Here is a 23322-nt window from a genome sequence, read left to right on the forward strand (position 1 = left end):
CATGGAGGAAAATTACATAGGAAAGGGTTTAAAGCGCCTGGACGCGGAGGAAAAAGTCACGGGGAAGACTCTTTATATGACGGACCTGAAGTTTCCCGATATGCTCTGGGGGACAGTGCTCCGGGCAAAATACCCCCATGCAATTATAAAATCCATCGATACATCCGGAGCGGAAGCCCTACCGGGGGTGGAGGCAGTAATCACATGGCGGGATGTACCGGGGTTCAACGGCTTTGGCATTGTGGTACCTGACCAGCCGGTGCTGTGTCGGGAAAAGGTGAGGTACCGGGGCGATGCCGTAGCGGCAGTGGCAGCGACTTCAAAAGAACTGGCAAAAAGGGCCCTGGAGCTCATCGAGGTCCAATACGAGGAACTGCCTGTAGTGGAGAGCCCCCTGGAAGGTGCAAAGTCCGAAGCACCGAAAGTGCATGAAAAGGGCAACATACACCTTCATACACACGTGAAAAGAGGAAATGTCCGGAGAGGTTTTGAAGAGGCGGATATCGTAATTGAAAACACCTATTACACCGGCAGGCAGGAGCATGCCTTTCTGGAGACTGAAGGTGGAGTGGCAGTTCCCGAAGCCGATGGGTCCATATCAATTTATGCAGGTTCCCAGTACCCTTACAGGGACAGGATGCAGCTGGCCCGCTGTCTTGCCATGCCGGAGGAGAAGATAAGGATAATTTCAAGCCCCGTGGGAGGAGCCTTTGGAGGCAAGGACGAGCTCACCATACAGCCCATCCTGGCAATCCTGGCCTTAAAATCGCGAAAGCCAGTGAAAATGGTGATGGGCCGGGAAGAGTCTATGATTTCCTACTGGAAGCGCCATCCCATGATTTTGGAGTACAGGACCGGAGCAAAAAAAGATGGCACCCTGGTGGCCAATGAAATTAAGATTTATTCAGATACCGGTGCGTATGCCTCCCTGGGAGGGCCGGTTTTAAACCTGGCCATAGAATCCAGCTGCGGTCCCTACAGGATACCCAATGTAGATATAGACGGCTACTGCGTGTATACCAATAACTGCGTGGCCGGGGCCATGAGGGGGTTTGGAGTGCCCCAGGTGACCTTCGCCATGGAGACTCAGATAGACGTGCTGGCGGAAAAGCTCGGCATGGACCCCATAGAAATCCGCAGGAAAAACGCCCTGGAAGACGGCGATGTGGCACCCATAGGTCACCACCTGGTGACCAGCGTGGGAATAGGAAAGGTTCTGGAGAAAATCGAAAACAGCCGCCTATGGAAAGAACGGCGGAAAATGACAAAGGCCGATGAAGAGAAGCCCTGGATAAAGCGGGGGGTTGGCATGGCCATCACCTGGCAGGGTATAGGCCTGGGAGTGGGACTTCCCGACAACAGCAATGCCATAATTCAGATGAAGAGGGATGGGGGCTTTACCGTAAGAGTAGGTTGTGTGGAAATGGGCCAGGGAGCATTGACGGTATTTGCCCAGATAGCCGCCGAGGCCCTGTACTGTCCCGTGGAAAATATAGAGGTGATAGTCGGGGATACCGGGGCTACGGTGGATTCCGGCACCACCACCGCCTCCAGGAGTACCTATGCCGCCGGGAACAGCATAATCCTGGCATCAAACAAGATTCTGGACATCATGAAAGAAAAGGCTGCTTCAATGCTCGGCGCAAAGCCCGAGGAGCTGGATGTAAAGGATGGCTTGATATTCCACAGGCAAAATCTCATACCGGGCCTTTCATACGGACAGATTGCCGGCGCATTTCAACAGGGTTCCGGGCTTCCCCGCACCGAAGGACTTTTTAAATTCCCCGTGGCGGATAAGAGCATTGAAGGGGCTTTCGGGCTTCCGCACCACATTTACGGTTTCTGCGGCCAGGTTGCCCTGGTGGAAGTCGACACCCTGACGGGAAAGGTGAAAGTCTTAGAGGGCCTCACTGTGATAGATGCGGGTACGGTCATTAACCGTAAAGGACTTGAAGGCCAGGCGGAGGGCGGTTTTGTGATGGGCATGGGCTATGCCCTGACGGAAGATGTGCTGACGAAAAGGGGCAATGTCATGACCCCTAATTTCTCCACATACATAATTCCCACCTCTAAAGATGCCCCGGAGATTATCGAGACTATCACCGTGGATTCCAGGGAAGAAACAGGTCCTTACGGGGCCAAGGGCATAGGGGAAATAGTCATGGTGCCCACGGCACCGGCCATCACCTGTGCCATACACCACGCCACCGGCAAAAGAGTATTGAAGATACCGGCTACGGCTGAATATATCTACAGTTTGCTGACAGGGGGGAGTCAGAGTGAAGACATTGATTAAAAATGCGGACATAATAGCCACCTTTGATGACCACATGAGGGAGATAAAGGGCGGGTGGATTTATATTGAAAACAATGTAATAAAAGACATGGGTACGGACTTTCCGCCGGAACTGGAAAAAGACCGGGAGATTTCCGGGAAGGGAATGGTGTTTTTGCCGGGGTTCGTGAACACCCACCATCATTTTTACCAATCTCTTTTCAGGGCGGTGCCGGAGGTCCAGAGCGCCAAGCTCTTCGACTGGTTGGTTTTCCTTTACGAGAGATGGAAGAACATCGACGAGGAAGCGGTGAGAATATCCACTTCCGTTGCCATCATGGAGATGATGAAAAGCGGTGTAACCACCACCACCGACCACATGTACCTTTTCCCCAGGGGTCATGAGGGACTCATGGATGCCCAGATAGAGGCGGCAAAAAATACGGGTGTGAGATTCCATGCCACCCGGGGCAGCATGTGCCTTTCCAAAAAAGATGGAGGGCTTCCGCCGGATTCGGTAGTGCAGGAGGAAGAAGTTATTTTAAAAGATTGTGAAAGGGTTATAAAAAAATATCATGATCCCCGACCCTTTGCCATGACCAGGGTGGCCCTGGCGCCGTGTTCCCCCTTTTCCGTCACGGAGCAGTTGATGAAAGACACCGTGGAAATGGCGGAAAAATACGATGTACTGCTCCACACTCACCTGGCGGAAACAATGGATGAGGATGAATTCTGCCTTTCCATGTTCAATTTGAGGCCCGTGGATTATATGGAAAAAGTTGGATGGCTAAATCCCAGGGTATGGTTTGCCCACATGGTTTACCTTTCCGATGATGACATTAAGAGGCTTTCTGATGCCCGGGCTGGCATGGCCCACTGCCCCACATCCAACATGAGGCTGGGTTCCGGCATCGCCCCTGTCACCAATATGAAGGGTACCGCCATAAGGATTGGCCTGGGAGTGGACGGCAGTGCCAGCAATGATTCCGGCAATTTTCTGCTGGAGGTAAGAAACGCCCTGCTTCTGCAGCGGGTGAAATACGGCTCTGATGCCATTACCCCCCGGGAGGTGCTGCGCATGGGCACTATGGGCGGAGCCGAGGTGCTGCGCATGGATAAGGAGATAGGCTCCATAGAAAAGGGCAAAGCCGCCGACATCATAGGTTTTAAGATGGACCGGCTGGAATTTGCGGGAGGCCTCCTGGATCCCGTGGGGTCCCTGGTGCTCTGCGACGCTAAAGCCGTGGACTTTTCCATGATAAACGGCGAAATAGTCATTGAAGAAGGCCGCTTCACAAGGCTGGATGAAAAATATTACATCAATGAACAAAATAAAATTTCAAAGAAACTAAATTCGTAAATAACTATTTAAAGAAGGGAGGGATTGCTTTGAAACTTACCGGTGTTGAAAAGTGCCTCTTCCCCGGCACCCTGGAGGAAGCCGCAGAGATTCTGGAGCATGAAGGGGATAATGCCGCAGTGGTAGGCGGAGGTCTGGGCATAATCACCGCCCGGGAATCGGCCCCAGGCACCCTGATTTTTCTTGAAAAAATCCCGCTGAAATATATTAAAAAGGAGCAGAACCACCTAAAAGTCGGAGCCAGGACCAGCTTAAGTGAATTTATGAATTCTCCGGTCCTGGAAAAATACCTTTCGGGGAAAGTCAGGTCTGCTATGGAAGGCATATCCACCCATCTTATCAGAAATCAGATTACCCTCGGTGGTGCCGTGGCAGGAAGGGCGCCCTATTCGGACATTGTTACCCTGCTCATGGCGCTGAGAGCAAAGGTGGTCCTGAGGGGGCAGGCGGGGCAAAAGATACTTTCCATCGATGAATATTACGGAGATTTCCAGGACATAAGACGCCAGTATATCATAGAAGAAATCCAACTGCCGGAATACGAAGGAGATTTTGCCTTTGCTATGGAGCGCTTTACCAGGAACGCCACGGATATAACCCTCCTCAATATGGCGGTGCTGGTGAAGATTGAGATTGGAAAGGTAGAGGAGGCCTCCGTGACGGTGGGTTCCAGACCGGAGCCCGCTTACAGGTTCCCGGAAGGCGAGGAGTTTTTAAAAGGAAAAGCGCTCTCAGAGGATCTGGCAAGGCTGTTTGAGGATTTTGTCAGGGAAAAGGTGGATGTCAGGGGAGACTTCAGAATAAGTGAAGATTACAGGCGCCATGTCAGCGGGGTATTTGCCAGGAGGATAGTCGAGAGTCTAGGAGGTGCGTCATGAAAGTACAGTATGTCATAAACGGCAAAAAAACGGAATTTGATATAAGTCCCGGGGATTTATTGCTGGATGTCCTGAGGGACCACGGGTATTACGAAGTCAAGGGCAATTGTTATGGTGGAAGCTGCGGTGCATGCACCGTGCTCATCGACGACATTCCCTATGCCAGCTGCACCGTACTGGCGGCAGGGGTCGACGGCAAAAGCATCACAACTATAAAGGGAATCGGAACTCTGCAAGATCCCCATCTTCTGCAGAAGGCCTTCGTCAGGTCCGGGGCCGTGCAGTGCGGGTACTGCACTCCGGGCACTATCCTTTCAGCCTATGCGCTTTTGAAGAAAAATCCCGACCCCACCGATGATGATATAAAAAAAGCCATCGACGGCAATCTTTGCCGCTGCACAGGATATATACATCAAATAGAGGGAGTTAAAATGGCCGTCAAAATGCTCCGGGAAGGAGGCGAATAAAGTGAGCAAATACAAATACATCGGCAGGAATATTGAAAAAGTGGATGCCTTGAGTCTTGCCACCGGCCAACCGGTGTTCACCGATGACGTTTCGTTGCCGGATATGCTATACATAAAGATTCTGCGTTCGCCCTATGCCCATGCCCTCATCGAGGAAATTGACACATCGGAGGCAGAACGTGTCCCCGGGGTAAAACTGGTGTTGACCTACAAAAACACCCCCAGGAACATCCACACCACTGCAGGCCAGGGATGGCCCGAACCCTCGCCCTATGATACCTTCATGTTTGATTATAAAGTGCGGTTTGTCGGGGATAAGGTGGCGGCAGTGGCCGCAGAATCCGAAGAAATCGCCCAAAAGGCCCTGAAGCTTATCAAAGTAAGATATCGAAAGCTTCAGGCAGTACTTGCAGCGGTAGATGCACTAAAAGAAGATGCTCCCGTCATCCATGAAGAGCCCGAAATCAAAGGTGCCTATAATCCTTCAAAGAACCTTGCTGCTCACATCGACGTAAAGATAGGCGATGTACAAAAGGGGTTTGAGGAATCGGACGTGGTCATGGAAAGGACTTATGAGACCCAGTATGTCCAGCAAACGCCCATAGAACCCCATGTGGCCATTTCCTACCTGGATGAATACGGCAGGATTGTAATAAGGACCTCTACCCAGGTGCCCTTCCATGTGAGGAGGATAGTGGCTATGATGCTGGGGATCCCCGTGAGCAAGGTCAGGGTCATCAAGCCCCGCATAGGGGGAGGTTTCGGCACCAAGCAGGAAATTGTGGTGGAGGGGATATGCGCCTTTGTCACCCTGAAAACCGGAAGGCCCGCCAGACTCCTCTACACCAGGGAAGAGGAATTCGTCTCATCCACCACCAGGCATCCCATGAAAATTACCATGAAGCTGGGGGCCAAAAAAGATGGTGCATTACATGCCATCAGCATGTACGTTTTAAGCAATACCGGGGCTTATGGTTCCCATGCCCTCACGGTGGCTTCCAATGCCGGCTCCAAATCCCTGCCCCTTTACAACAGGGCACCCCATGTGGAATTTGTGGCCGATGTGGTATATACCAATCTCCCGGTATCGGGAGCCTTCAGAGGATACGGAGCTCCTCAGGCCTATGCGGCGGTGGAGCAGGCCATAGATGAAATGTCCTATGAGGTGGGCTTGAGTCCTGTGGAATTCAGAAAGAAAAACCATATCGTCACCGGAGAGACATCCCCCATATTCAGGGCCCTGGGAGAAGGGCGGGAAGGAGTTACTCAGTACATCAGGAGCTGTGCCCTGGATGAACTCATTGAAAAGGGCATGAAGGAAATCGGATGGGATGCGAAGTTTGGAAAACACATCAGAAATAAAAGCAAAGTCCGGGGCGTTGGTATGGCCATCCTGATGCAGGGCTCAAGTATTCCCCTTATAGACATGGGAGCCGCCACCCTTAAGCTTAATGAAGATGGTTCCTTTAACCTCCTGTATGGCGGCACCGATCTGGGCACCGGCCTTGACACCATTTCCGCCCAGATAGTGGCGGAGACCCTGGGGGTAAAACCCGAACAGGTGATAGTCTACGCTTCGGATACTGACCTCACTCCCTTTGACGTGGGAGCTTATGCTTCCAGCGGCACCATTATCTCCGGCGGGGCGGTCCTGAATGCCGCCCTGAAGATAAAGGAGCAGATCCTGGATGTGGCCAGGGAAATGCTGGAAGAATTGGATGCAGGCAGCCTGGTGCTGGAGGATGGCTGCGTAAAGAGCCTTGCCACCGGAAGGTCGGTGACATTGAGCGAGATCGCACATCATTCCCTGTATGTCAGCAACCTCCACCAGATCATCGCCTCGGGTTCCATGGTATCTCCCTATTCGCCGCCTCCCTTTGCCGCCCACTTTGCCGAGGTGGAGGTGGATGAAGATACAGGGGTGGTAACTCCCGTAAAATATGTGGCAGCACTGGATTGCGGCACTGCCATTAATCCAATCTTGATAAAGGGCCAGATTATGGGGGCTGTGGCCCAGGGAATAGGCTTTGCCCTGACGGAGGAGTTCATCTTCGATGACACCGGTCGGGTGGCCAATGCCGGATTCATGAACTATAAGATTCCGTCGGTCAGGGATATGCCGGAAATAGTGCCCATCATCGTAGAAACCTATGAACCTGCCGGTGTATATGGTTCCAAGGCTGTGGCCGAGATAAACATGAACGGGCCGCTACCGACCATCGCCAACGCCATCTATGATGCGGTAGGCATAAGGATACAAAAGTCGCCCTTTACCCCCGAGAAAGTGCTGAAGGCCCTGAGAGCAAAAGCGGGCAAAGTTACAAAATAAAAAGTCCCAAATCATGGGGAAGACTTCAGTCTGAAGCTTGACCCGGAAGATAAAATCAAGGATTTTCAGGATAAATGAAAAAATTCAATCGAGCTGATCTTAAAAATATGAAAGGGGTGTATTTAATGATAAACCTGGAAAGAAAGGTACCGGATAGTTTTCTGGAGAGGTATTTTCACCTGTCGGAGAGAAAAACCGATGTCAGGACCGAATTTGTGGCCGGGTTTACCACATTTCTTACCATGGCGTATATAATCGCCGTAAATCCCATTATCCTTTCCAGCACAGGCATGCCCAAAGAGGCGCTGTTTACCTCCACCATCCTGGCAGCCGGTTTTACCACGCTGCTCATGGGATTTTACGCCAACCTCCCCTTTGCCCTGGCCAGCGGCATGGGTCTGAATGCCTTTTTTGCCGCCGTATGCAATGCCGGGCTGCTGAAAGGAGTCCCCAACGGGTGGCAGATCGCCCTGTGTGCTGTGCTCTTTGATGGGATTATATTCATAATTTTATCCTTGAGCAGAATAAGGTCCATGATAGTATATGCCATTCCCGTCAACCTGAAAAGGGCCGTCAGTGTGGGTATAGGTCTGTTCATAACCACCATAGGACTCGAACTTTCGGGGTTGATCGTGATAAAAGACAACCGCATGAGCCTGGGCAGCCTGTCAAATCCCGCAGCCGTTCTGGCCATAATAGGACTCATTATTACAGCCATATTGATGCATAAAAAGGTCAAAGGTTCCCTGCTGTGGGGTATCCTTATAACTTCCGTCATCTCGTGGATATATGCCGGCATCATAGGAGCGGGGAATGCGGCCAATTTCGGCATATTCATGCCGGCCTGGAACAGGCTCATATCCCTGCCGCCCAGCATTGCTCCCATAGCGTTCAAATTTAACTTTAACGGCATTTTCAATCTCGGCATGATGGCTGTGGTTTTCGGCTTCCTGTTCGTGGATATGTTCGACACCATAGGCACCTTCATCGGCTGCGCCCAGAAAGCTCAACTGGTGGATGAAAAAGGAAACATGACAGAAAAGGATACCGCCCGGGGCCTACTGGTGGATGCCATAGGCACCACACTGGGGGCCTGCCTGGGGGTTTCCACAGTGACCACATATATTGAAAGCGCCGCAGGAATAGCCGAGGGCGGAAGGACGGGGCTTTCTTCCGTTATAACCGGCCTTTTCTTCATGGTGGCGCTATTCTTCAGCACCATATTCACTTCCATTCCTGGAGCCGCCACGGCACCGGCGCTGATCATAGTGGGCCTCCTGATGTTCTCGGTAGTAAAGGACATCGATATATCGGAAGACTGGACCGAGGCCATACCGGCGTTTTTGACCATCATAGTGATGCCTCTGGCCTACTCCATATCCGACGGCATAGTTTTCGGAATAGTATCCTACACTATTTTGAAACTTTTAGCCGGTAAGACCAGGGACATAAGCCCCACCATGTATGTACTGTCCATAATATTCATAGCCTACCTGCTATATAGATAATCTGCAAGTCAAATCAGGGACGGTTCTTGAATTGAATCGATACCGATAATCAATCCTGCTGAGAGAAAGGAGGTAAAAAGACATGGTAATCATAGGCAATGCTGCGGTCTTAACCCTTGACAAAGAAAAGCCCTTATTACATGACGGGGCTGTGACAATGGAAAAACATATTGTTAAAGAATTGGGGAATACCCGGGAAATAAGGCAAAAATACCCTGAAGCCGAATTTATGGATGCCGGCGGAAGGCTTGTGATGCCGGGATTTTTAAACTGCCACATGCACCTTTACAGTACCTTCGCCCGGGGCATGGCCTTGAAGGGCGCCCCTCCTGCCAGCTTCGGCCAGATCCTTGAAAAACTGTGGTGGAAAATGGACCGGCTTCTTTCGAAAGAAGAGGAAATCTATTACAGCGCCCTGGTCCCGCTGATAGAGGGCATAAAATGCGGCACCACCGGCATCCTGGACCATCACGCCTCCTTCGGACTGGTGGACGGCTGCCTGGACATACTGGAAAGGGCCGCTGAAGATGCGGGGGTTCGGGCTGTGCTTTGCTATGAAACCTCGGATAGATGGGGGAAAGAGCTTCGGGATGCATCCATCAGGGAAAACGTCAGATTCATTCATAAGATGCGTGGAAAAAATCAAGATCAAGCGGATAGTATCTATAATAAAGACAGCCTGGTGGCCGCCACCTTCGGTCTGCACGCATCCCTCACCTTGTCCGATGAGACCCTTGAAAAGTGTGCGGCCGAAGCCCAAAGCCTTGGGGCCGGTTTTCACATTCATGTGGCCGAGGGCATCGAGGATGTGGAGGATTCCCTAAAAAAAAGCGGGAAGAGAGTGGTGGAAAGGCTCAATTCCTTCGGCATCCTGGGGGATCGGACTCTTGCCATCCACTGCGTCCATGTGGATGAAAATGAAATGGAAATATTAAGGGATACCGGTACCATGGTGGTGCACAACCCCCAGTCCAACATGAACAATGCTGTGGGCATATCGCCGATGCTGGATTTTTTCAAAAAGGAAATACTGACGGGCCTGGGCACCGATGGCTACACTCCCTCCATGTTTGAATCCGCAAAATCTGCCTATGTGCTCCACAAGCTGGCCCAACGCGACCCCCGGGTGGGTGGGGAGGAAACCCGGCGGATGCTTTTTGAAAACAACAGCAGGATATTCGGAAGGTTATTTGAAAAACCCGTAGGGGTGATAAAACCCGGAGCCCTGGCAGATATCATAATCCTGGATTATTATCCGCCGACGCCTTTGAGCGAGGGCAATTTATTCTACCACCTCATCTTCGGCATGAGGGAAAACATGGTGAGCACCGCTATTGTAGGCGGCAAAATAGTTATGAAAGACCATCAATTGACAGAACTGGATGAAGAAAAAATAATGGCGAAGTCCAGAGAACTGGCAGCAAAGTTCTGGAGGAAGATGGAAGATGCGTGAGAACCTGACGGTAAAGGACCTGGGAGAAATCCTTGATGTGGCCCGGGATGTTAAAAGAGGGGAATTGCTCCTCAAAAACGCCAGAGTGGTAAATGTATTTAATGAAACGGTGGAAAAGGCGGATGTGGTGGTGCATAAAGGCATTATAGCAGGGGTGGGGGATTACAGTGAGGCCGATGAAGTGGTGGATTTAAAGGGAGCCTACCTTGCCCCGGGATTCATGGATGCCCATGTGCACATAGAAAGCTCCATGTCTATTCCCTCCGAATTTGCCCGGGCAGTATTACCCCGGGGCACCACGGCCGTGATGGCTGACCCCCATGAGATCGCCAATGTGGCAGGAATACGGGGAATTAAATTTATGCTGGAAAATTCCCGCTACCTCCCCCTGGATATTTACATAATGCTTTCCAGCTGTGTGCCCGCCACTTCCATGGACTCTTCCGGGGAAAGGCTTTTATCCAGTGACCTTGTGGCTCTCAAGGAATATCCAGGAGTGCTGGGCCTGGCGGAAATGATGAATTTCCCCGGCCTCCTGGCAAAAGACCCGGATGTCCTGGAAAAGGTGCTCATGTTCAGGGAAAAGGTGGTGGATGGCCACGCCCCCGGGCTCACAGGAAAGCAACTCAATGCCTATCTTTCGGCGGGGATTATGGCAGATCATGAGTGCACCGTTCCGGAAGAAGTCCTGGAGAAAATATCCAGGGGCATGTGGATAATGCTGCGGGAAGGTTCGGTCACCAGGGATGTGGAAAGGCTCGTACCCGTGATAAAGGACAATACAAAACACAGGCTCATGTTCTGCACCGATGACAGGCACCCGGAAGACCTGATTAAGGAAGGACACGTGAACTATGCCATAAATCTTGCGGTAAAAAACGGCGTACCCCTGCCGACGGCGGTGCGGCTGGCTACGCTGAATCCTGCCTGCTTTTTCGGATTGAAGCACCGGGGTGCCGTGGCACCGAGATATACGGCGGACCTTGTGGTATTTGAAGAACTCACCGGGATGCAAAGAGTCTACAAGGATGGAAAGCTGGTGGCCATGGAAGGCAGGGTTCTCTTTGACCCCCGGGACCCGGAAGACGGCTGGATTAAAAATACCGTGAACATAAAGCCCTTAATGGAAGCAGACCTGAAGGTCAGGGCAGGGAAGGGTAAAATAAGGGTTATGGGCATAAGGCGGGATTCCATTATCACCGACACTCTTTTGATGGAACCCGAAGTCCGGGGGGATGAGGTGGTGTCCGATACCGGAAGGGACATTATAAAAATCGCCGTCATCGAAAGGCACCATGCCACCGGTCGGGTAGGCCTGGGCTTCATCAACGGTCTGGGCCTCAAGAAGGGGGCCTTTGCCACCACCATCTCCCATGACTCCCACAACATAATTGTGGCCGGAGAAAATGACGCGGATATGCTCCTGGCCGTAGAAAAAATTAAGAAGATGGGCGGGGGCATTGCGGTGACGGCGGAAAACAGAGTCCTGGGGTCGCTGCCCCTCCCCTACGGGGGACTCATGACCGATGCTCCCATTGGAGAAACTGCCCGAACCCTGCAGGACCTGCACCAGATAGCCAGGCAGCAAAACGGGGTAAAAGTCCCGGACCCCTTCATGACTCTGGCATTCATGTCCCTGGCGGTATGTCCGGAACTCAAGATTACCGACAGGGGCCAGGTAGATGTCAGGGAATTTAAAATCGTGGACCTCTTTGAGGAGTGATAAAATGGACCTTCGCATTGTAAATGCCAGGGTGGTTAGCCCGGAGAACGGAGAACTAATACGGGTGAATGTCTATGTGGAGGGCGGCAGGATAAAGGCCGTGGAACCTTCGGAAGCGCCCCTTCGGGAAGCTTTTCAGGAAATCGATGCCGGGGGAGATGTGCTTTTTCCCGGTTTCATCGACCCTCATGTGCACTTTGATGACCCGGGCTTTACCGAGAGGGAGGACTTTGAGACGGGTACCAGGAGCGCAGCAGCCGGAGGAGTGACCACCGTCATCGACATGCCCTGCACCTCCATTCCTCCGGTGACTACCGGGGAAAGTTTCGAGAACAAATTGAATATAGTGGAGCCCAAGGCCTATATAGATTTTGCCTTGTGGGGAGGCGTCACGCCGCAGCAGGTGGAAAGCGGCGAATATGAACAAACTCTGGAAAATTTGAAGCAAAAAGGGATCGTGGGAGTGAAATTTTATACAGTATCGGGCATGGACCTCTACCCGGGGATGACGGTTTCCTGCATGGATAAAGCCTTCAGGAAGTTAAAAGAGCTCAACCTGGTTTGCGCCGTGCATGCGGAAGATTTTCACCTGGTAGATTACTATTCCAATTTAATGCAGGAAAATGGGAGGTATGACCCGGAAAGCTGGTGCGAGGGCAGGACCTATGAGGCGGAGCCAGCGGCCATATGGTCCCTGGTGGGGATCACCGAAAAAGTCAAAAACAAGCTTCACATAGTGCATCTTTCCACAAAAGCGGGCCTCAGCATCATAAGGTGCGAAAAGGCAAAGGGCCTTGATGTCAGTGCCGAGACATGCCCCCATTACCTCCTGTTCAATTCGGAGGATTTCAAGAAAATGGGAGCCATCCTTAAGATTGCCCCTCCTCTTCGCATGGAAGAAGACAGGTTGGGGCTGTGGGAGGGACTGAAGGATGGTTCTTTGGATTTTATCGCCACCGACCATGCTGCGGGAGTTTACCCCGGGGAGAAAAATCACCCGAATATATGGAAAAATTATGCCGGAATTCCGGGAGTTCAGACGGCGGTGCCATCAATGCTGACCTTCGGTTACCATACCGGGCTTTTAAGCTTCCTGGATATCCAGAACCTCATGAGCCGCAACGCCGCTGTAAGATACGGCCTATACCCCCGTAAGGGAACCCTGGCGGTAGGGGCCGATGCGGATTTTGCCCTGGTGGACCCCGACAGGGAATGGGCTCTAGACCCGGGAAAGCTGGAGACCAAGGGCAAATATTCACCACTGGCCGGGGAAAAATTCAAAGGAAAAGTCATGAAGACCCTGGTGCGAGGAGAAGTGGTATACGAGGATGGAAAAGGCATAATCGGACAAAAAGGTTACGGAAAATTTATTAAATGCGATTTATAACATTTATTTTACAGAGGGTGAATTTAATGGACCTGGATTTCAAGAAGATCCTCAAGCAGGCCGAAAGTTACAAATCTGACATGTCGAGATTTTTAAGGGACATGGTGGCTATTCCTTCCGAGAGCTGCCAGGAGAGGGATGTCATTGAGAGGATAAAACAGGAAATGGAAAAGGTGGGCTTTGACAGGGTAGAAACAGACCCTATGGGCAATATCCTGGGGTATATCGGTAACGGCAGCCATCTGATAGCCATGGATGCCCACATCGACACCGTTGGAGTGGGAGACCCTGACTCATGGGAATTTGACCCCTTTAAAGGATTTGAAGATGAGGAAAGGATAGGAGGCAGGGGCACCAGCGACCAGGAAGGCGGTATGGCCTCCATGGTATACGCTGCCCGCATTATAAAAGACCTGGGCCTGGAAGGCGATTATACCCTGCTTGTCACCGGCACCGTTCAGGAGGAGGACTGTGACGGCCTGTGCTGGCAGTACATAGTAAATGAAGATAAGATAAGGCCCGAACTTGTGGTGATCACCGAACCTACAGCCTGCAGCATCAACCGGGGTCAGAGGGGGAGGATGGAAATAAAGGTCACCACCCATGGCTTGAGCTGCCACGGTTCTGCTCCGGAAAGGGGCGACAATGCCATCTATAAGATGGCTCCCATACTGCTGGAGCTCCGGGCCCTCCATGAAAACCTGAAAGGCCATGAATTCCTGGGAAAGGGCAGCCTTGCAGTGTCACAGATTTATTTCAGTTCCCCATCCAGATGCGCCGTGGCCGACGGCTGCTGGATATCCATTGACAGGAGGCTCACCGTCGGGGAAGATGCGGAATATGCTCTTGGGCAGATTAAAAACCTCCCTTCGGTGAAATCATCACAGGCTGAAGTGGAGATGTACACCTATGACAGGCCCTCATACACCGGTCTTTCCTATCCTACGGATTCCTACTTTCCCACCTGGCTAATAGAGGAAGACCATCCGGCATGCCAGGCCGTGGCAAAATCTTACAGGAGGCTCTTTGAATCGGAGCCACTCTTTTCCAGGTGGGTATTTTCCACCAACGGTGTGGCCATTATGGGAAGATTAGGTATACCCTGCGTGGGATTTGGCCCTGGCCATGAGGAATATGCCCACGCCCCCAATGAGATAACCTTCAAGAGCGAACTGGTAAAGGCTGCAGCCATGTATGCCGTGATTCCTACAATAGCTCTATTGTAAAAAGTTACTTCTGGTGAAAGTGAAGGCCTTGGCACCTGATCCTTGTCAATTTTTAATACAAAAATCATTATCAACAAGGAGGAATCATCATGCAAACAATTTTTAGAGGTAAACATTTCATTACATTACAGGAGTGGACAAAAGAGGAAATAGACACCCTCCTGGATGTCTCCTTTGACCTCAAGAGGGACTTTGCCATGGGCAAACCCACGCCCTACCTGAAATACAAGACCATATTCCTCATGTTCTTCGAGCAGTCCACCAGGACCAGGAATTCCATGGAAGCTGGCATTGCCCAGCTGGGAGGCCATGCCAATTATCTTGACACCGGCACCATGCAGATAACCCATGGAGAATCGGCCAAAGATACCGCCATCATTCTTTCCAGGTTCGGCCACGGCATTGCTTGCAGAAACTGCTTCTGGGGCATCGGCAACAAGTATTTACGGGAAATGGCGGCATGGTCTACAGTGCCCGTCATAAATTTACAGTGCGATATGTACCATCCCATGCAGGCATTGGCAGATTTGATGACTATAAAGGAAAAGGTGGGCGATATGCGCCACCTCAAGGTCTCCATCATATGGGCCTATGCCACTACCCACAAGAAGCCCATTTCGGTGCCGGTATCCCAGGTCCTGCTCTTCCCCAGGTACGGCATGGATGTGACGCTGGCTTTTCCCGAGGGCTATGACCTCCCCGATTTCATCATCGAGCAGGCAAAGCAAAATGCTCAAAAGTACGGCGGAAGTGTAAGGATAACCCATGATATGGATGAAGCCTATACCGATGCCGATGTGGTCATCCCCAAAAACTGGGGAAGCTGGGTTAAAAATCCCGACACCAAAGTGGTGGATGACCTCCTGGAAGCTAACCGGAGCTGGAAATGCACCCGGGAAAAAATGGCCCTGGCCAGCAAAGATGTGATGTACATGCACGCCCTGCCCGCCGACAGAGGCAACGAGGTGGAAGATTCGGTGATAGACGGCCCCCATTCCATAGTCTACGATGAGGCGGAAAACAGGCTTCACACGGCAAAAGCCGTCATGACTCTGACCATGGGCGGGAAATAAAACCTGATAAGACTTGCAGTTGTCGCCATAGGCGGGAGAGCGGGAATCATATGGTATTAGATTGAAAATCCGGAGGATGGAGGGAGAGAGCAGGATGGAAGATAGAAGAAAGTTTTCCCGGGAACAGGCTCTCATAGAAGCGGAAAGGTGCCTTTACTGTTATGACGCACCCTGTGAGAAGGCCTGCCCGGCCCATGTGCCTGTCCCCGAATTTATTCAGTCGGTGAGGACCGGCAATTTAAAGGGCGCAAGAAATATAATCCGGGAGGCAAATCCTTTTATTGAAATTTGCGGCGTCATCTGCCCCGAATTCTGTTCGGAGCAATGCATCCGGGGAAAGATTGACACTCCTATAAACGTAAGGCAGCTTCACAAATTTGTTACCGACAACACCGACCCCGAGGAAAATCTGGAACCCGCGGAAAGGACCGGGCAAAAAGTAGCCATAGTGGGCGGAGGACCCGCAGGTCTTTCCTGTGCCCGGGAGCTTTCAAGGCTGGGTTATAAGCCTGTGATCCTGGAAAAAGATGTGGTAGGAGGCATACCCGCCCAGGAGATTGCCCGGACCCGCCTGGATGAAGAGATAGCAGGCAAGGAAACAGGTTTTATTGTAAAGCATTTTGTGGAAGAAGTAAAAAGGGCCGAAGTGGAATTTGTGGGCGACCTCCTGAAAGAATACGGGGCGGTTTTCATTTCCACCGGCCTTGAAAAAGAACAGGAGCCTGACATCCCGGGCACTGACCTGGAAGGGGTGTTTTTTGCCCGGGAGATTCTGAAAAATGTAAGAAAAGGCCAGAAGTCTCCCGCAGGCAGGAGAGTAGGGGTCATAGGCGGAGGCAACGTGGCATTGGAAACGGCGGCAGTCTTAAAGGCCGAAGACCCCGGCAGGGATGTGGAGGTAATTTACAGAAGGGGCCTGAAGGAATTGAAGGCCTTCCGGGAGGAGATAGAGGAGGCCGTGGAAAGGGGAGTGACCTTCCAGTTCATGGCAATACCCCGAGAAATCAGGGGCGATGCAAAGGTGGAAGGCATAATGGTGACCAGAGCCAGGCTATCGGAGCCGGACGAATCCGGCAGGAGGAGGCCGGAGCCTGTGGAAAACTCCGATTTTTTCATACCTCTCGATACAATAATCATAGCCATAGGTCAGAAGGCAGGAGAAAAATTCCCGGAGATAGAAAAGACCGCAGCCGGCCTCATAAAGGTGAACGACAAGCTGGAGACCAATATCCCCGGCGTCTTTGCCGGTGGAGACATGGTGAACGGAGCCTGCACTGTCGTGGAAAGCGTGAGGGATGGCAAGAAGGCCGCAGCTTCCATAGCAGAGTATCTTGAAAGGGGGAAGGCCTGATGTACAGGGAAAGGGATATATCCATAGATTTTTTGGGAATACGCCTGGACAGCCCTTTTATCCTATCCGCCGCCCCATCTACCGATGAACTGGAACTGGCCTATGACGGCCTCAAAGAGGGGTGGGCTGGGGTGATTTTAAAGACCACTTCGGTGGAGGAAAACCCTGTGCCCCTGAAATACCCCATGATGTCATCTTTTGGACCTCAGAGCCGGAAGGTGACGGGGCTTGGAAATATCGACCTCATTTCTCAATACCATATAGATGTCATCGAAAAAAGAGTGAAGGCGCTGAAGGAGTCCTTTCCCCACAAGATGATCGGAGCTTCCATCATGGGGGCTAAGAAGGAGGACTGGCAGAGCCTGGTGCACCGTCTAAAAAAGGCGGGAGTTGACATCATAGAGTGCAGTTTCAGTTGCCCCCAGGGAAGCATGGGGGAAGCTCCCGGCAGGATGCTGGCCCAGAGCGTGGAAGCCACCGAAAAGGTTGCCGGATGGGTAAAGGAGGCGGCCGGAGATACACCGGTGCTCATCAAGATAACTCCCCAGGTGACGGACATCGTAGAAGTGGCCAGGGCCGTGAAAAGAGGCGGGGCCGACGGAATTACAGCCAGCAACACCATCCCGTCACTCCTGGGCCTTGACATATATACCTTTGAGCCCTATCCATCCCTTTTTGGAAAGGGCGGATATTCGGGGTTGTCCGGTTCTGCCATAAAGCCCATAACCTTGAGGACCATAGCGGAGATAGCCAGAAATGTGGATATAGTGATTTCCGGCAACGGCGGGGCCTTTAACTGGAAGGATGCGGTGGAATTCATGGCCGTAGGGGCCGGCAATGTGCAGTTCTGCACGCTGCCCATGCACTACGGCTTCAGGACCATAAGGGATTTAAAAAGCGGCCTTGCCGGTTACCTTGATGCCATGGGCTTCAAATCCCCGGCGGACATAGTTAAAAAGGCCCTGAAGAACATATATTCCCATGAAGAGATTCCTGCACCTAAAACCCGGGCCCAACTCATCGAGGAAAAATGTGTGGGCTGCGGCTTGTGCTACGTGGCATGCAGGGATGGAGGCCACAGGGCCATAGAATGGCGGAGCGGAAACGTTCCCGGGCAAGACGACAGCAGGAAACCAGCCTTTGATGAGGAAAAATGTCCGGGCTGCGCCATGTGCATGCAGGTTTGTCCGGTGGATGCCATAAGAATGAAGGAACAGATGGACGGTCGCTGCCAGTATTACGAAGAAGTAAGGTAACTTTTCAACATCTATGTCAGTTCAGGCACAATGGTTTTTTCTAACGAGGAAACCATTGTGCCGACTAAAAAGTTGAATAGAAGTCTATTCCATTTCACAGCACTCTCAGATGAGTGAAAAATAAGTATTTCAGGGTAGACATTGTAAAATATGAGGTGGGAATATGGAAGAAATCATGATTTCTTTTACTCTTAATAAAAAAAGTTATGAGATGAAAGTTCCTCCCAACATGACCCTCCTGGAAATAATCCGGGAGAAGGTGAGCCTTACCGGAACCAAAGAGGGGTGCGGCAAGGGGGAGTGCGGTGCCTGCACTGTAATATTCAATGGCCGTTCTGCCAATGCCTGCCTGATACTGGCCCCTCAAGCCGATGATGCCGAGATCACTACTATCGAGGGTATAAGCGATGAAGGGGGACTTCACCCGGTACAAAAGGCCTTCATAGAAGAAGGTGCCATCCAGTGCGGCTTCTGCACTCCTGGCATGGTTATGTCGGCGGTTTACCTGCTGGATAAAAACCCCCACCCAAATGCTGATGAAATAAGGGAGGGGCTATCGGGTAACCTCTGCCGCTGCACAGGCTATACCAAAATCATAAAAGCAGTGGAAAGGGCCAGCGAGTATAACGCATAAATCAAACTCGCACAGCACTCGAACTATTGTAGTAAAATTACAAAGGAATAGTCACATTTTTGGCGAATTATAACGTATAAATTGGGAATCCGGGTTATAATCCGAAAAAGCTGGGACGGTGGGCTACTTTTACTAAACCTTTGCTTCACCGAAGATACCTGCAATTTACAATATAATTCATAAAAAGTCAGTAGTTGCAGCACTAAGAGTGATCTACTTTTAATTTTCAGGGCAAAGATATGGCGGCTCAAGCTTGCTTAATAGTTAAAAAATTTTGACGGAATGTATATTATCGTTATACGAATAATAGTATAACGGTCTTTCCAAAATTATTTAAAATTTACGGGTGATAATGATATGAAGGTAAAATTTACGGGCGGGTTAATCTCTGTATTGCTGACTGCCGCAATTCTGATGGCCATTATTGCAGACGGATGCGGTTCTTCCGAAAGCTCCAGTCAGGCCAGAAGGCAGATAAAAAGATTTCAGGACCTTGCTTCTCCTGACGTGAAAATAGCCATCGGAGATCCGGAGCTGGCTCCTGTGGGTAAATATACTGTAGCGGTGCTGGAAAATATTGGGGAAAAAGACGGCGATTTAAAACAGAAAATAGACAAAAACATCATCACCCGGGAACCCAATGTGCGGGCGATACTGGATAAAGTGGTAAACAAAGAGGTGGATGCCGGTTTTGTCTATACAACCGATGCCATGATAGAAAAAGACCGGATTTGTGTCATCGAAATCCCCGAAGAAGTTCAGGTGGTTTCCGAATATCCCGTCTGTGTACTGAAGGAAAGCGATAATAAGCCACTGGCCGAAGTCTTCTTTAAATACATATTAGCCCGGCAGGGGCAGGAAGTCTTGAAAAAATACGGTTTTGTCCCCGCTGTGAAAGACCCTGCAGATTTTAAACCCGGGAATTTTCAAAGCCAGACCCTTGTAGTATTTGCCGCAGCTTCCCTGACCAATGCCTTTTCCGAGATGGGGAAGTCTTTTGAACAAAAGACCGGTGTAAAGGTCAAATTCCAGTTCGGGGCTTCGGGCACTTTGCGCCAGAAGATAGAAGGGGGCGCCGTAGGAGGCGAGGGCGGAGCCGATGTGTTCGCCGCAGCGGGTATGAAAGATGCGGAGATTTTAAGAGAGAAGGGGCTTTCCGGGGACATGGCGCCTTTTGTTAAAAATAAACTGGTGGTGATTACGCCTAAAAACTAAGCGGCATAGAGCATATTTTAACGATTTTTGAAAAGGGTGAAGGAAGTGCTGCACCGATTGGATTATCCTGAACGGCTAAAATCAAAAGTTTGGGTAAAGGAGATCTGGAAGAATCCCGGGGATAAAATTTTCAACTTAATCATGATTATACCTGTAGCGGCAGCTCTTTTTCTCATTTTCACGCCGTTTTTATCCCTTACCTTGAAGATTTCTCTAAAAGCTCTAGCAGCGGCAGCGGTATCCAATATGGTGAAATCGGCTCTTTTATTGAGCCTGTATTCCTCCGCGGTGTCCACTGCCATTGCCTGCATCCTGGGCGTTGCTGCAGCATACATGCTTGCATTTAAAAAAATCCCGTATAAGCATGTATGGAACACCGTGGCTACGCTACCCATGGTGCTGCCGCCGGCGGTGGGAGGATACCTGCTGCTTCTCACCTTCGGCCGCTACGGCCTGGTGGGACACTGGTTTTACCTTTCAGGATATTCCATCATGTTTACCGACCAGGCTATCATCATCGCCCAAATTTTTGTCATATTACCTTTCGTTATAAATGCGGTCCGTACGTCTTTTGAGGGCATAAATGCGGAATATAAGGAAGTAGCCCTAACTATGGGAGCCAGCGAATGGCAGATTTTCACAAGGGTCATTCTCCCCCTGTCAAAGCCCGGAATTTTTTCCGGCGCCATCATGGCATTCACCAGGGCTATGGGGGAGTTCGGCGCCACCATGATGGTCTCCGGGTTAAACGAGACCATGTCCATAGCCATTTACAGGAATGCCACGGCAGGCCACAGGACCGAGGCGGACATCCTATCTATGATACTCATTATGGTATCCTTTGGTATCATGATACTGATGAAGAATCTCGATAAAAATGATTAATTTATCGGAAATGGAGGTTCCAGTATGAAACAGGTTCCGGTGGAAAAAGCGGTGGGCATGATTTTGTGCCAGGATATCACCAAAATCGTCCCCGGGGAGTTCAAGGGGAGGGCTTTTAAGAAAGGCCATGTGATACAAAAGGAAGATGTGGATGAACTTTTGAAATTGGGAAAAGAACACATTTATGTCTGGGAACCCAGAGCCGGGGAAATCCACGAGGATGAGGCGGCCGTGAGGCTGGCGGGGGCTATGGCCGGAGAAAACGTAGAATATGGTGAACCAAAAGAGGGTAAATCTACATTGAGTTCAAGGATAAAGGGGCTCTATGAAGTGAACAGCGCCCTTTTAAGAAAAATAAATTCCATCGATATGGTTTCGGTGGCATCCCTGCCGGGAAATTTTGCCGTGGAAAAAGGCCGAAAGCTGGCTGGAGCCCGGGTCATTCCCCTGGTCATCGAGGAAGAAAAAATCCAGAAGGTCGAAAATCTGTGCCGGGATAAAGGACCTACCTTTAGAGTGATCCCCTATAAGAGATTAAAGGCCGCGGTAATCACCACCGGCAATGAGGTTTTCAAGGGCAGGATAGAGGATGGGTTCGGGCCCGTCATTTTAAAAAAGCTTGAATACTTTGAGGCCGATTACATGGGCCAGACTCTGTGCCCCGATGATATGGAAGAGATAAAAAGGGCCATTTTAAGAGCCCGGGAAAAAGGCGCCGACTTGATAATCCTCACTGGAGGAATGTCTGTAGACCCCGATGACCTCACGCCCGGGGCCATAAAAAGTACGGGAGCCACGGTGGTTACCTACGGCGCTCCGGTACAGCCGGGCAACATGTTTATGATGGCATATCTTGAAAGCGCTGCAGTCCTGGGGGTGCCGGGATGCGCCATGTATTACAGCACCACCATCCTCGATGTGGTGCTGCCCAGGATATTTGCAGGCAAAGTACTGAAAAAACAGGATTTTATAGATATGGGCGAGGGAAGCCTCTGCTCCAGCTGTGAATCCTGCCGCTATCCCAACTGCTATTTTTGCAGGTAAAAATTTTAACAAAGGTTTTGTTGACATTTTAAAAAAAGGTGGTATAATATTAAGCAATATAAATTGATTTTGTTAGATAAAAGCATTGATGGGGAAAAGTAAGAACGGCCCCGGCGAAAAGAGAGGGAAACTCACCGGCTGAGAGGTTTCCTGCGCTCACGGTCTTCCGAACCCGCCCCGGAGCTTTTGGCGATGAGCCTAAACGGAGATCCCCGCCGTTAAAATGGGGAGGGTATAACTCCGTAAAACCGGAGCGTACTTCAAAGAGGGGTCAAAAGACCCAAAAAAGGTGGTACCGCGGAAATCAACCTTTCGTCCTTTAATGGACGAAAGGTTTTTTATTTATCTAAAATCTTTCAGGAGGGAATCCATCATGGAAGGCAGACTTGGAATCATAGGAGCAGGATCCATGGCGGAGGCATTGTTAAAAGGAATGTTGAGCTGCAAGCTGTTCTCATCCGGGGATGTTTTTGTCATCAATAGAAAAAACGATGAGAGGCTGAATTTTTTCAGAGAAAATTACAGCGTGAATACCACCAGGGATTATAAAGAACTATTAAACGGGTGCCGCACCATAATCATAGCGGTAAAACCCAAAGATATGGGAGAACTGCTTTCTCATATTCGGGAATATGTAACCCGGAATCATATTATAATATCGGTGGCTGCAGGAATTGACACCGGTTTTATTGAAAACCGGCTGGGGAAAGGGGTCCAGGTAGTCAGGGCCATGCCCAACACATCCTGCCAGGTGAAAGAATCGGCCACCGCCATCGCCCGAGGGCGCTATACCGGTGATGAAGCAATAAAAGTGGCAGAAGAAATCTTCTCTTCGGTCGGCAAGGTGGTTATAGTTGAAGAACAGGCCCTGGATGCGGTTACGGGACTTTCCGGCAGCGGTCCCGCATACGTTTATCTTATGCTGGAGGCCTTAACCGAAGCCGGCATAAAAGCAGGGCTTGTTAGGGAGATTTCAGAGCAACTGGCCATACAAACGGTGTTTGGAGCTGCCAAGATGGCCCTGGAGAGCGGAGAAGCTCCGGTGCACCTGAGGAGAAAGGTGACTTCCCCCGGCGGCACCACCATGGCGGGAATTAACACACTTCAGCAGATGGGTTTTACCGCGTCTATAATGGAGGCTGTCAGGAATGCCGCCGAAAGGTCCAGGCAGATGATGATGGAAAACAGCAGGTAAAGAAAATTTCGGTTGAGCTGGAAATAAAAAGGAGCTATAATAAAAGAAGAGACCACTGTCTCT

The 23322-nt window shown here is 50.7% G+C and carries 18 protein-coding genes and 1 other annotated feature; all 18 genes read left to right on the top strand.

Going from position 1 to position 23322, the window contains the following annotated elements; translation table 11 throughout:
• The first annotated feature begins 1 nt into the window (after window position 1).
• The 18 genes from D2962_RS00210 (at window position 2) to proC (ending at window position 23259) form a co-directional block, all read left to right on the top strand.
• Window positions 2–2296 carry a xanthine dehydrogenase family protein molybdopterin-binding subunit gene (locus D2962_RS00210; RefSeq protein WP_122013760.1) on the top strand — a complete coding sequence of 765 codons (2295 nt, stop codon included), beginning with the start codon at window positions 2–4 and terminating at the stop codon, window positions 2294–2296.
• Window positions 2280–3635, top strand: a complete 1356-nt coding sequence (locus D2962_RS00215; RefSeq protein ID WP_120765179.1) for an 8-oxoguanine deaminase — start codon at window positions 2280–2282, stop codon at window positions 3633–3635. The genes D2962_RS00210 and D2962_RS00215 overlap by 17 nt, the downstream gene beginning before the upstream one ends.
• Window positions 3636–3664: 29 nt before the next feature.
• On the top strand, window positions 3665–4513 hold the full coding sequence (locus D2962_RS00220) for an FAD binding domain-containing protein (protein WP_122013761.1): 849 nt from the start codon (window positions 3665–3667) through the stop codon (window positions 4511–4513).
• Entirely contained in the window at window positions 4510–4980 is a 471-nt protein-coding gene (locus D2962_RS00225; RefSeq protein WP_122013762.1) for a (2Fe-2S)-binding protein, read from the top strand. Before D2962_RS00220 ends, D2962_RS00225 begins: the two co-directional genes overlap by 4 nt.
• Window position 4981: 1 nt before the next feature.
• On the top strand, window positions 4982–7309 hold the full coding sequence (locus tag D2962_RS00230) for a xanthine dehydrogenase family protein molybdopterin-binding subunit (protein ID WP_174232488.1): 2328 nt from the start codon (window positions 4982–4984) through the stop codon (window positions 7307–7309).
• Window positions 7310–7434: 125 nt separating this feature from the next.
• Complete coding sequence (locus tag D2962_RS00235) at window positions 7435–8817, top strand: NCS2 family permease (RefSeq protein WP_174232489.1); 1383 nt, start codon at window positions 7435–7437, stop codon at window positions 8815–8817.
• An 82-nt stretch (window positions 8818–8899) separates the two neighbouring features.
• Entirely contained in the window at window positions 8900–10270 is a 1371-nt protein-coding gene (gene ssnA, locus D2962_RS00240; protein WP_120765182.1) for a putative aminohydrolase SsnA, read from the top strand.
• The gene (gene ade, locus D2962_RS00245) at window positions 10263–11993 is read left to right on the top strand and encodes an adenine deaminase (protein WP_122013763.1); all 1731 of its coding nucleotides are present in this window, start codon (window positions 10263–10265) and stop codon (window positions 11991–11993) included. The genes ssnA and ade overlap by 8 nt, the downstream gene beginning before the upstream one ends.
• A 4-nt stretch (window positions 11994–11997) precedes the next feature.
• Window positions 11998–13380: an allantoinase AllB gene (allB, locus tag D2962_RS00250; RefSeq protein ID WP_162991021.1), complete on the top strand. Its 1383-nt coding sequence runs from the start codon at window positions 11998–12000 to the stop codon at window positions 13378–13380.
• Between the two features lie 26 nt (window positions 13381–13406).
• Entirely contained in the window at window positions 13407–14606 is a 1200-nt protein-coding gene (locus tag D2962_RS00255; protein WP_120765185.1) for a YgeY family selenium metabolism-linked hydrolase, read from the top strand.
• 89 nt (window positions 14607–14695) lie between these two features.
• Window positions 14696–15679, top strand: coding sequence for an ornithine carbamoyltransferase (locus D2962_RS00260; RefSeq protein WP_120765186.1), 984 nt, complete (start codon window positions 14696–14698; stop codon window positions 15677–15679).
• 94 nt (window positions 15680–15773) lie between these two features.
• On the top strand, window positions 15774–17030 hold the full coding sequence (locus D2962_RS00265) for an FAD-dependent oxidoreductase (RefSeq protein WP_162991022.1): 1257 nt from the start codon (window positions 15774–15776) through the stop codon (window positions 17028–17030).
• A complete protein-coding gene (preA, locus tag D2962_RS00270; RefSeq protein WP_120765188.1) occupies window positions 17030–18286 on the top strand; it encodes an NAD-dependent dihydropyrimidine dehydrogenase subunit PreA in 1257 nt (418 codons plus the stop codon). Before D2962_RS00265 ends, preA begins: the two co-directional genes overlap by 1 nt.
• Window positions 18287–18449: 163 nt before the next feature.
• Window positions 18450–18920, top strand: coding sequence for a (2Fe-2S)-binding protein (locus D2962_RS00275; protein WP_122013765.1), 471 nt, complete (start codon window positions 18450–18452; stop codon window positions 18918–18920).
• Window positions 18921–19277: 357 nt separating this feature from the next.
• Complete coding sequence (gene modA, locus D2962_RS00280) at window positions 19278–20135, top strand: molybdate ABC transporter substrate-binding protein (protein ID WP_222927605.1); 858 nt, start codon at window positions 19278–19280, stop codon at window positions 20133–20135.
• Between the two features lie 45 nt (window positions 20136–20180).
• Window positions 20181–21020 carry a molybdate ABC transporter permease subunit gene (modB, locus tag D2962_RS00285; RefSeq protein ID WP_122013766.1) on the top strand — a complete coding sequence of 280 codons (840 nt, stop codon included), beginning with the start codon at window positions 20181–20183 and terminating at the stop codon, window positions 21018–21020.
• Window positions 21021–21044: 24 nt separating this feature from the next.
• Window positions 21045–22064, top strand: coding sequence for a molybdopterin-binding protein (locus tag D2962_RS00290; protein ID WP_120765191.1), 1020 nt, complete (start codon window positions 21045–21047; stop codon window positions 22062–22064).
• A 76-nt stretch (window positions 22065–22140) separates the two neighbouring features.
• Window positions 22141–22387, top strand: a binding site (T-box leader).
• A gap of 50 nt (window positions 22388–22437) precedes the next feature.
• Window positions 22438–23259: a pyrroline-5-carboxylate reductase gene (proC, locus tag D2962_RS00295; RefSeq protein ID WP_122015695.1), complete on the top strand. Its 822-nt coding sequence runs from the start codon at window positions 22438–22440 to the stop codon at window positions 23257–23259.
• Window positions 23260–23322 lie beyond the last annotated feature (63 nt).

This window comes from Biomaibacter acetigenes (genome assembly GCF_003691585.1).
Lineage (GTDB): Bacteria > Bacillota > Thermosediminibacteria > Thermosediminibacterales > Tepidanaerobacteraceae > Biomaibacter > Biomaibacter acetigenes.

Bases quoted from the DNA above. Each gene is read 5' to 3' on its own strand.
- D2962_RS00210 (WP_122013760.1), top strand. From the start codon at position 2: ATGGAGGAAAATTACATAGGAAAGGGTTTAAAGCGCCTGGACGCGGAG.
- D2962_RS00225 (WP_122013762.1), top strand. From the start codon at position 4,510: ATGAAAGTACAGTATGTCATAAACGGCAAAAAAACGGAATTTGATATA.
- D2962_RS00235 (WP_174232489.1), top strand. From the start codon at position 7,435: ATGATAAACCTGGAAAGAAAGGTACCGGATAGTTTTCTGGAGAGGTAT.
- ssnA (WP_120765182.1), top strand. From the start codon at position 8,900: ATGGTAATCATAGGCAATGCTGCGGTCTTAACCCTTGACAAAGAAAAG.
- ade (WP_122013763.1), top strand. From the start codon at position 10,263: ATGCGTGAGAACCTGACGGTAAAGGACCTGGGAGAAATCCTTGATGTG.
- allB (WP_162991021.1), top strand. From the start codon at position 11,998: ATGGACCTTCGCATTGTAAATGCCAGGGTGGTTAGCCCGGAGAACGGA.
- D2962_RS00255 (WP_120765185.1), top strand. From the start codon at position 13,407: ATGGACCTGGATTTCAAGAAGATCCTCAAGCAGGCCGAAAGTTACAAA.
- D2962_RS00260 (WP_120765186.1), top strand. From the start codon at position 14,696: ATGCAAACAATTTTTAGAGGTAAACATTTCATTACATTACAGGAGTGG.
- D2962_RS00265 (WP_162991022.1), top strand. From the start codon at position 15,774: ATGGAAGATAGAAGAAAGTTTTCCCGGGAACAGGCTCTCATAGAAGCG.
- preA (WP_120765188.1), top strand. From the start codon at position 17,030: ATGTACAGGGAAAGGGATATATCCATAGATTTTTTGGGAATACGCCTG.
- D2962_RS00275 (WP_122013765.1), top strand. From the start codon at position 18,450: ATGGAAGAAATCATGATTTCTTTTACTCTTAATAAAAAAAGTTATGAG.
- modA (WP_222927605.1), top strand. From the start codon at position 19,278: ATGAAGGTAAAATTTACGGGCGGGTTAATCTCTGTATTGCTGACTGCC.
- D2962_RS00290 (WP_120765191.1), top strand. From the start codon at position 21,045: ATGAAACAGGTTCCGGTGGAAAAAGCGGTGGGCATGATTTTGTGCCAG.
- proC (WP_122015695.1), top strand. From the start codon at position 22,438: ATGGAAGGCAGACTTGGAATCATAGGAGCAGGATCCATGGCGGAGGCA.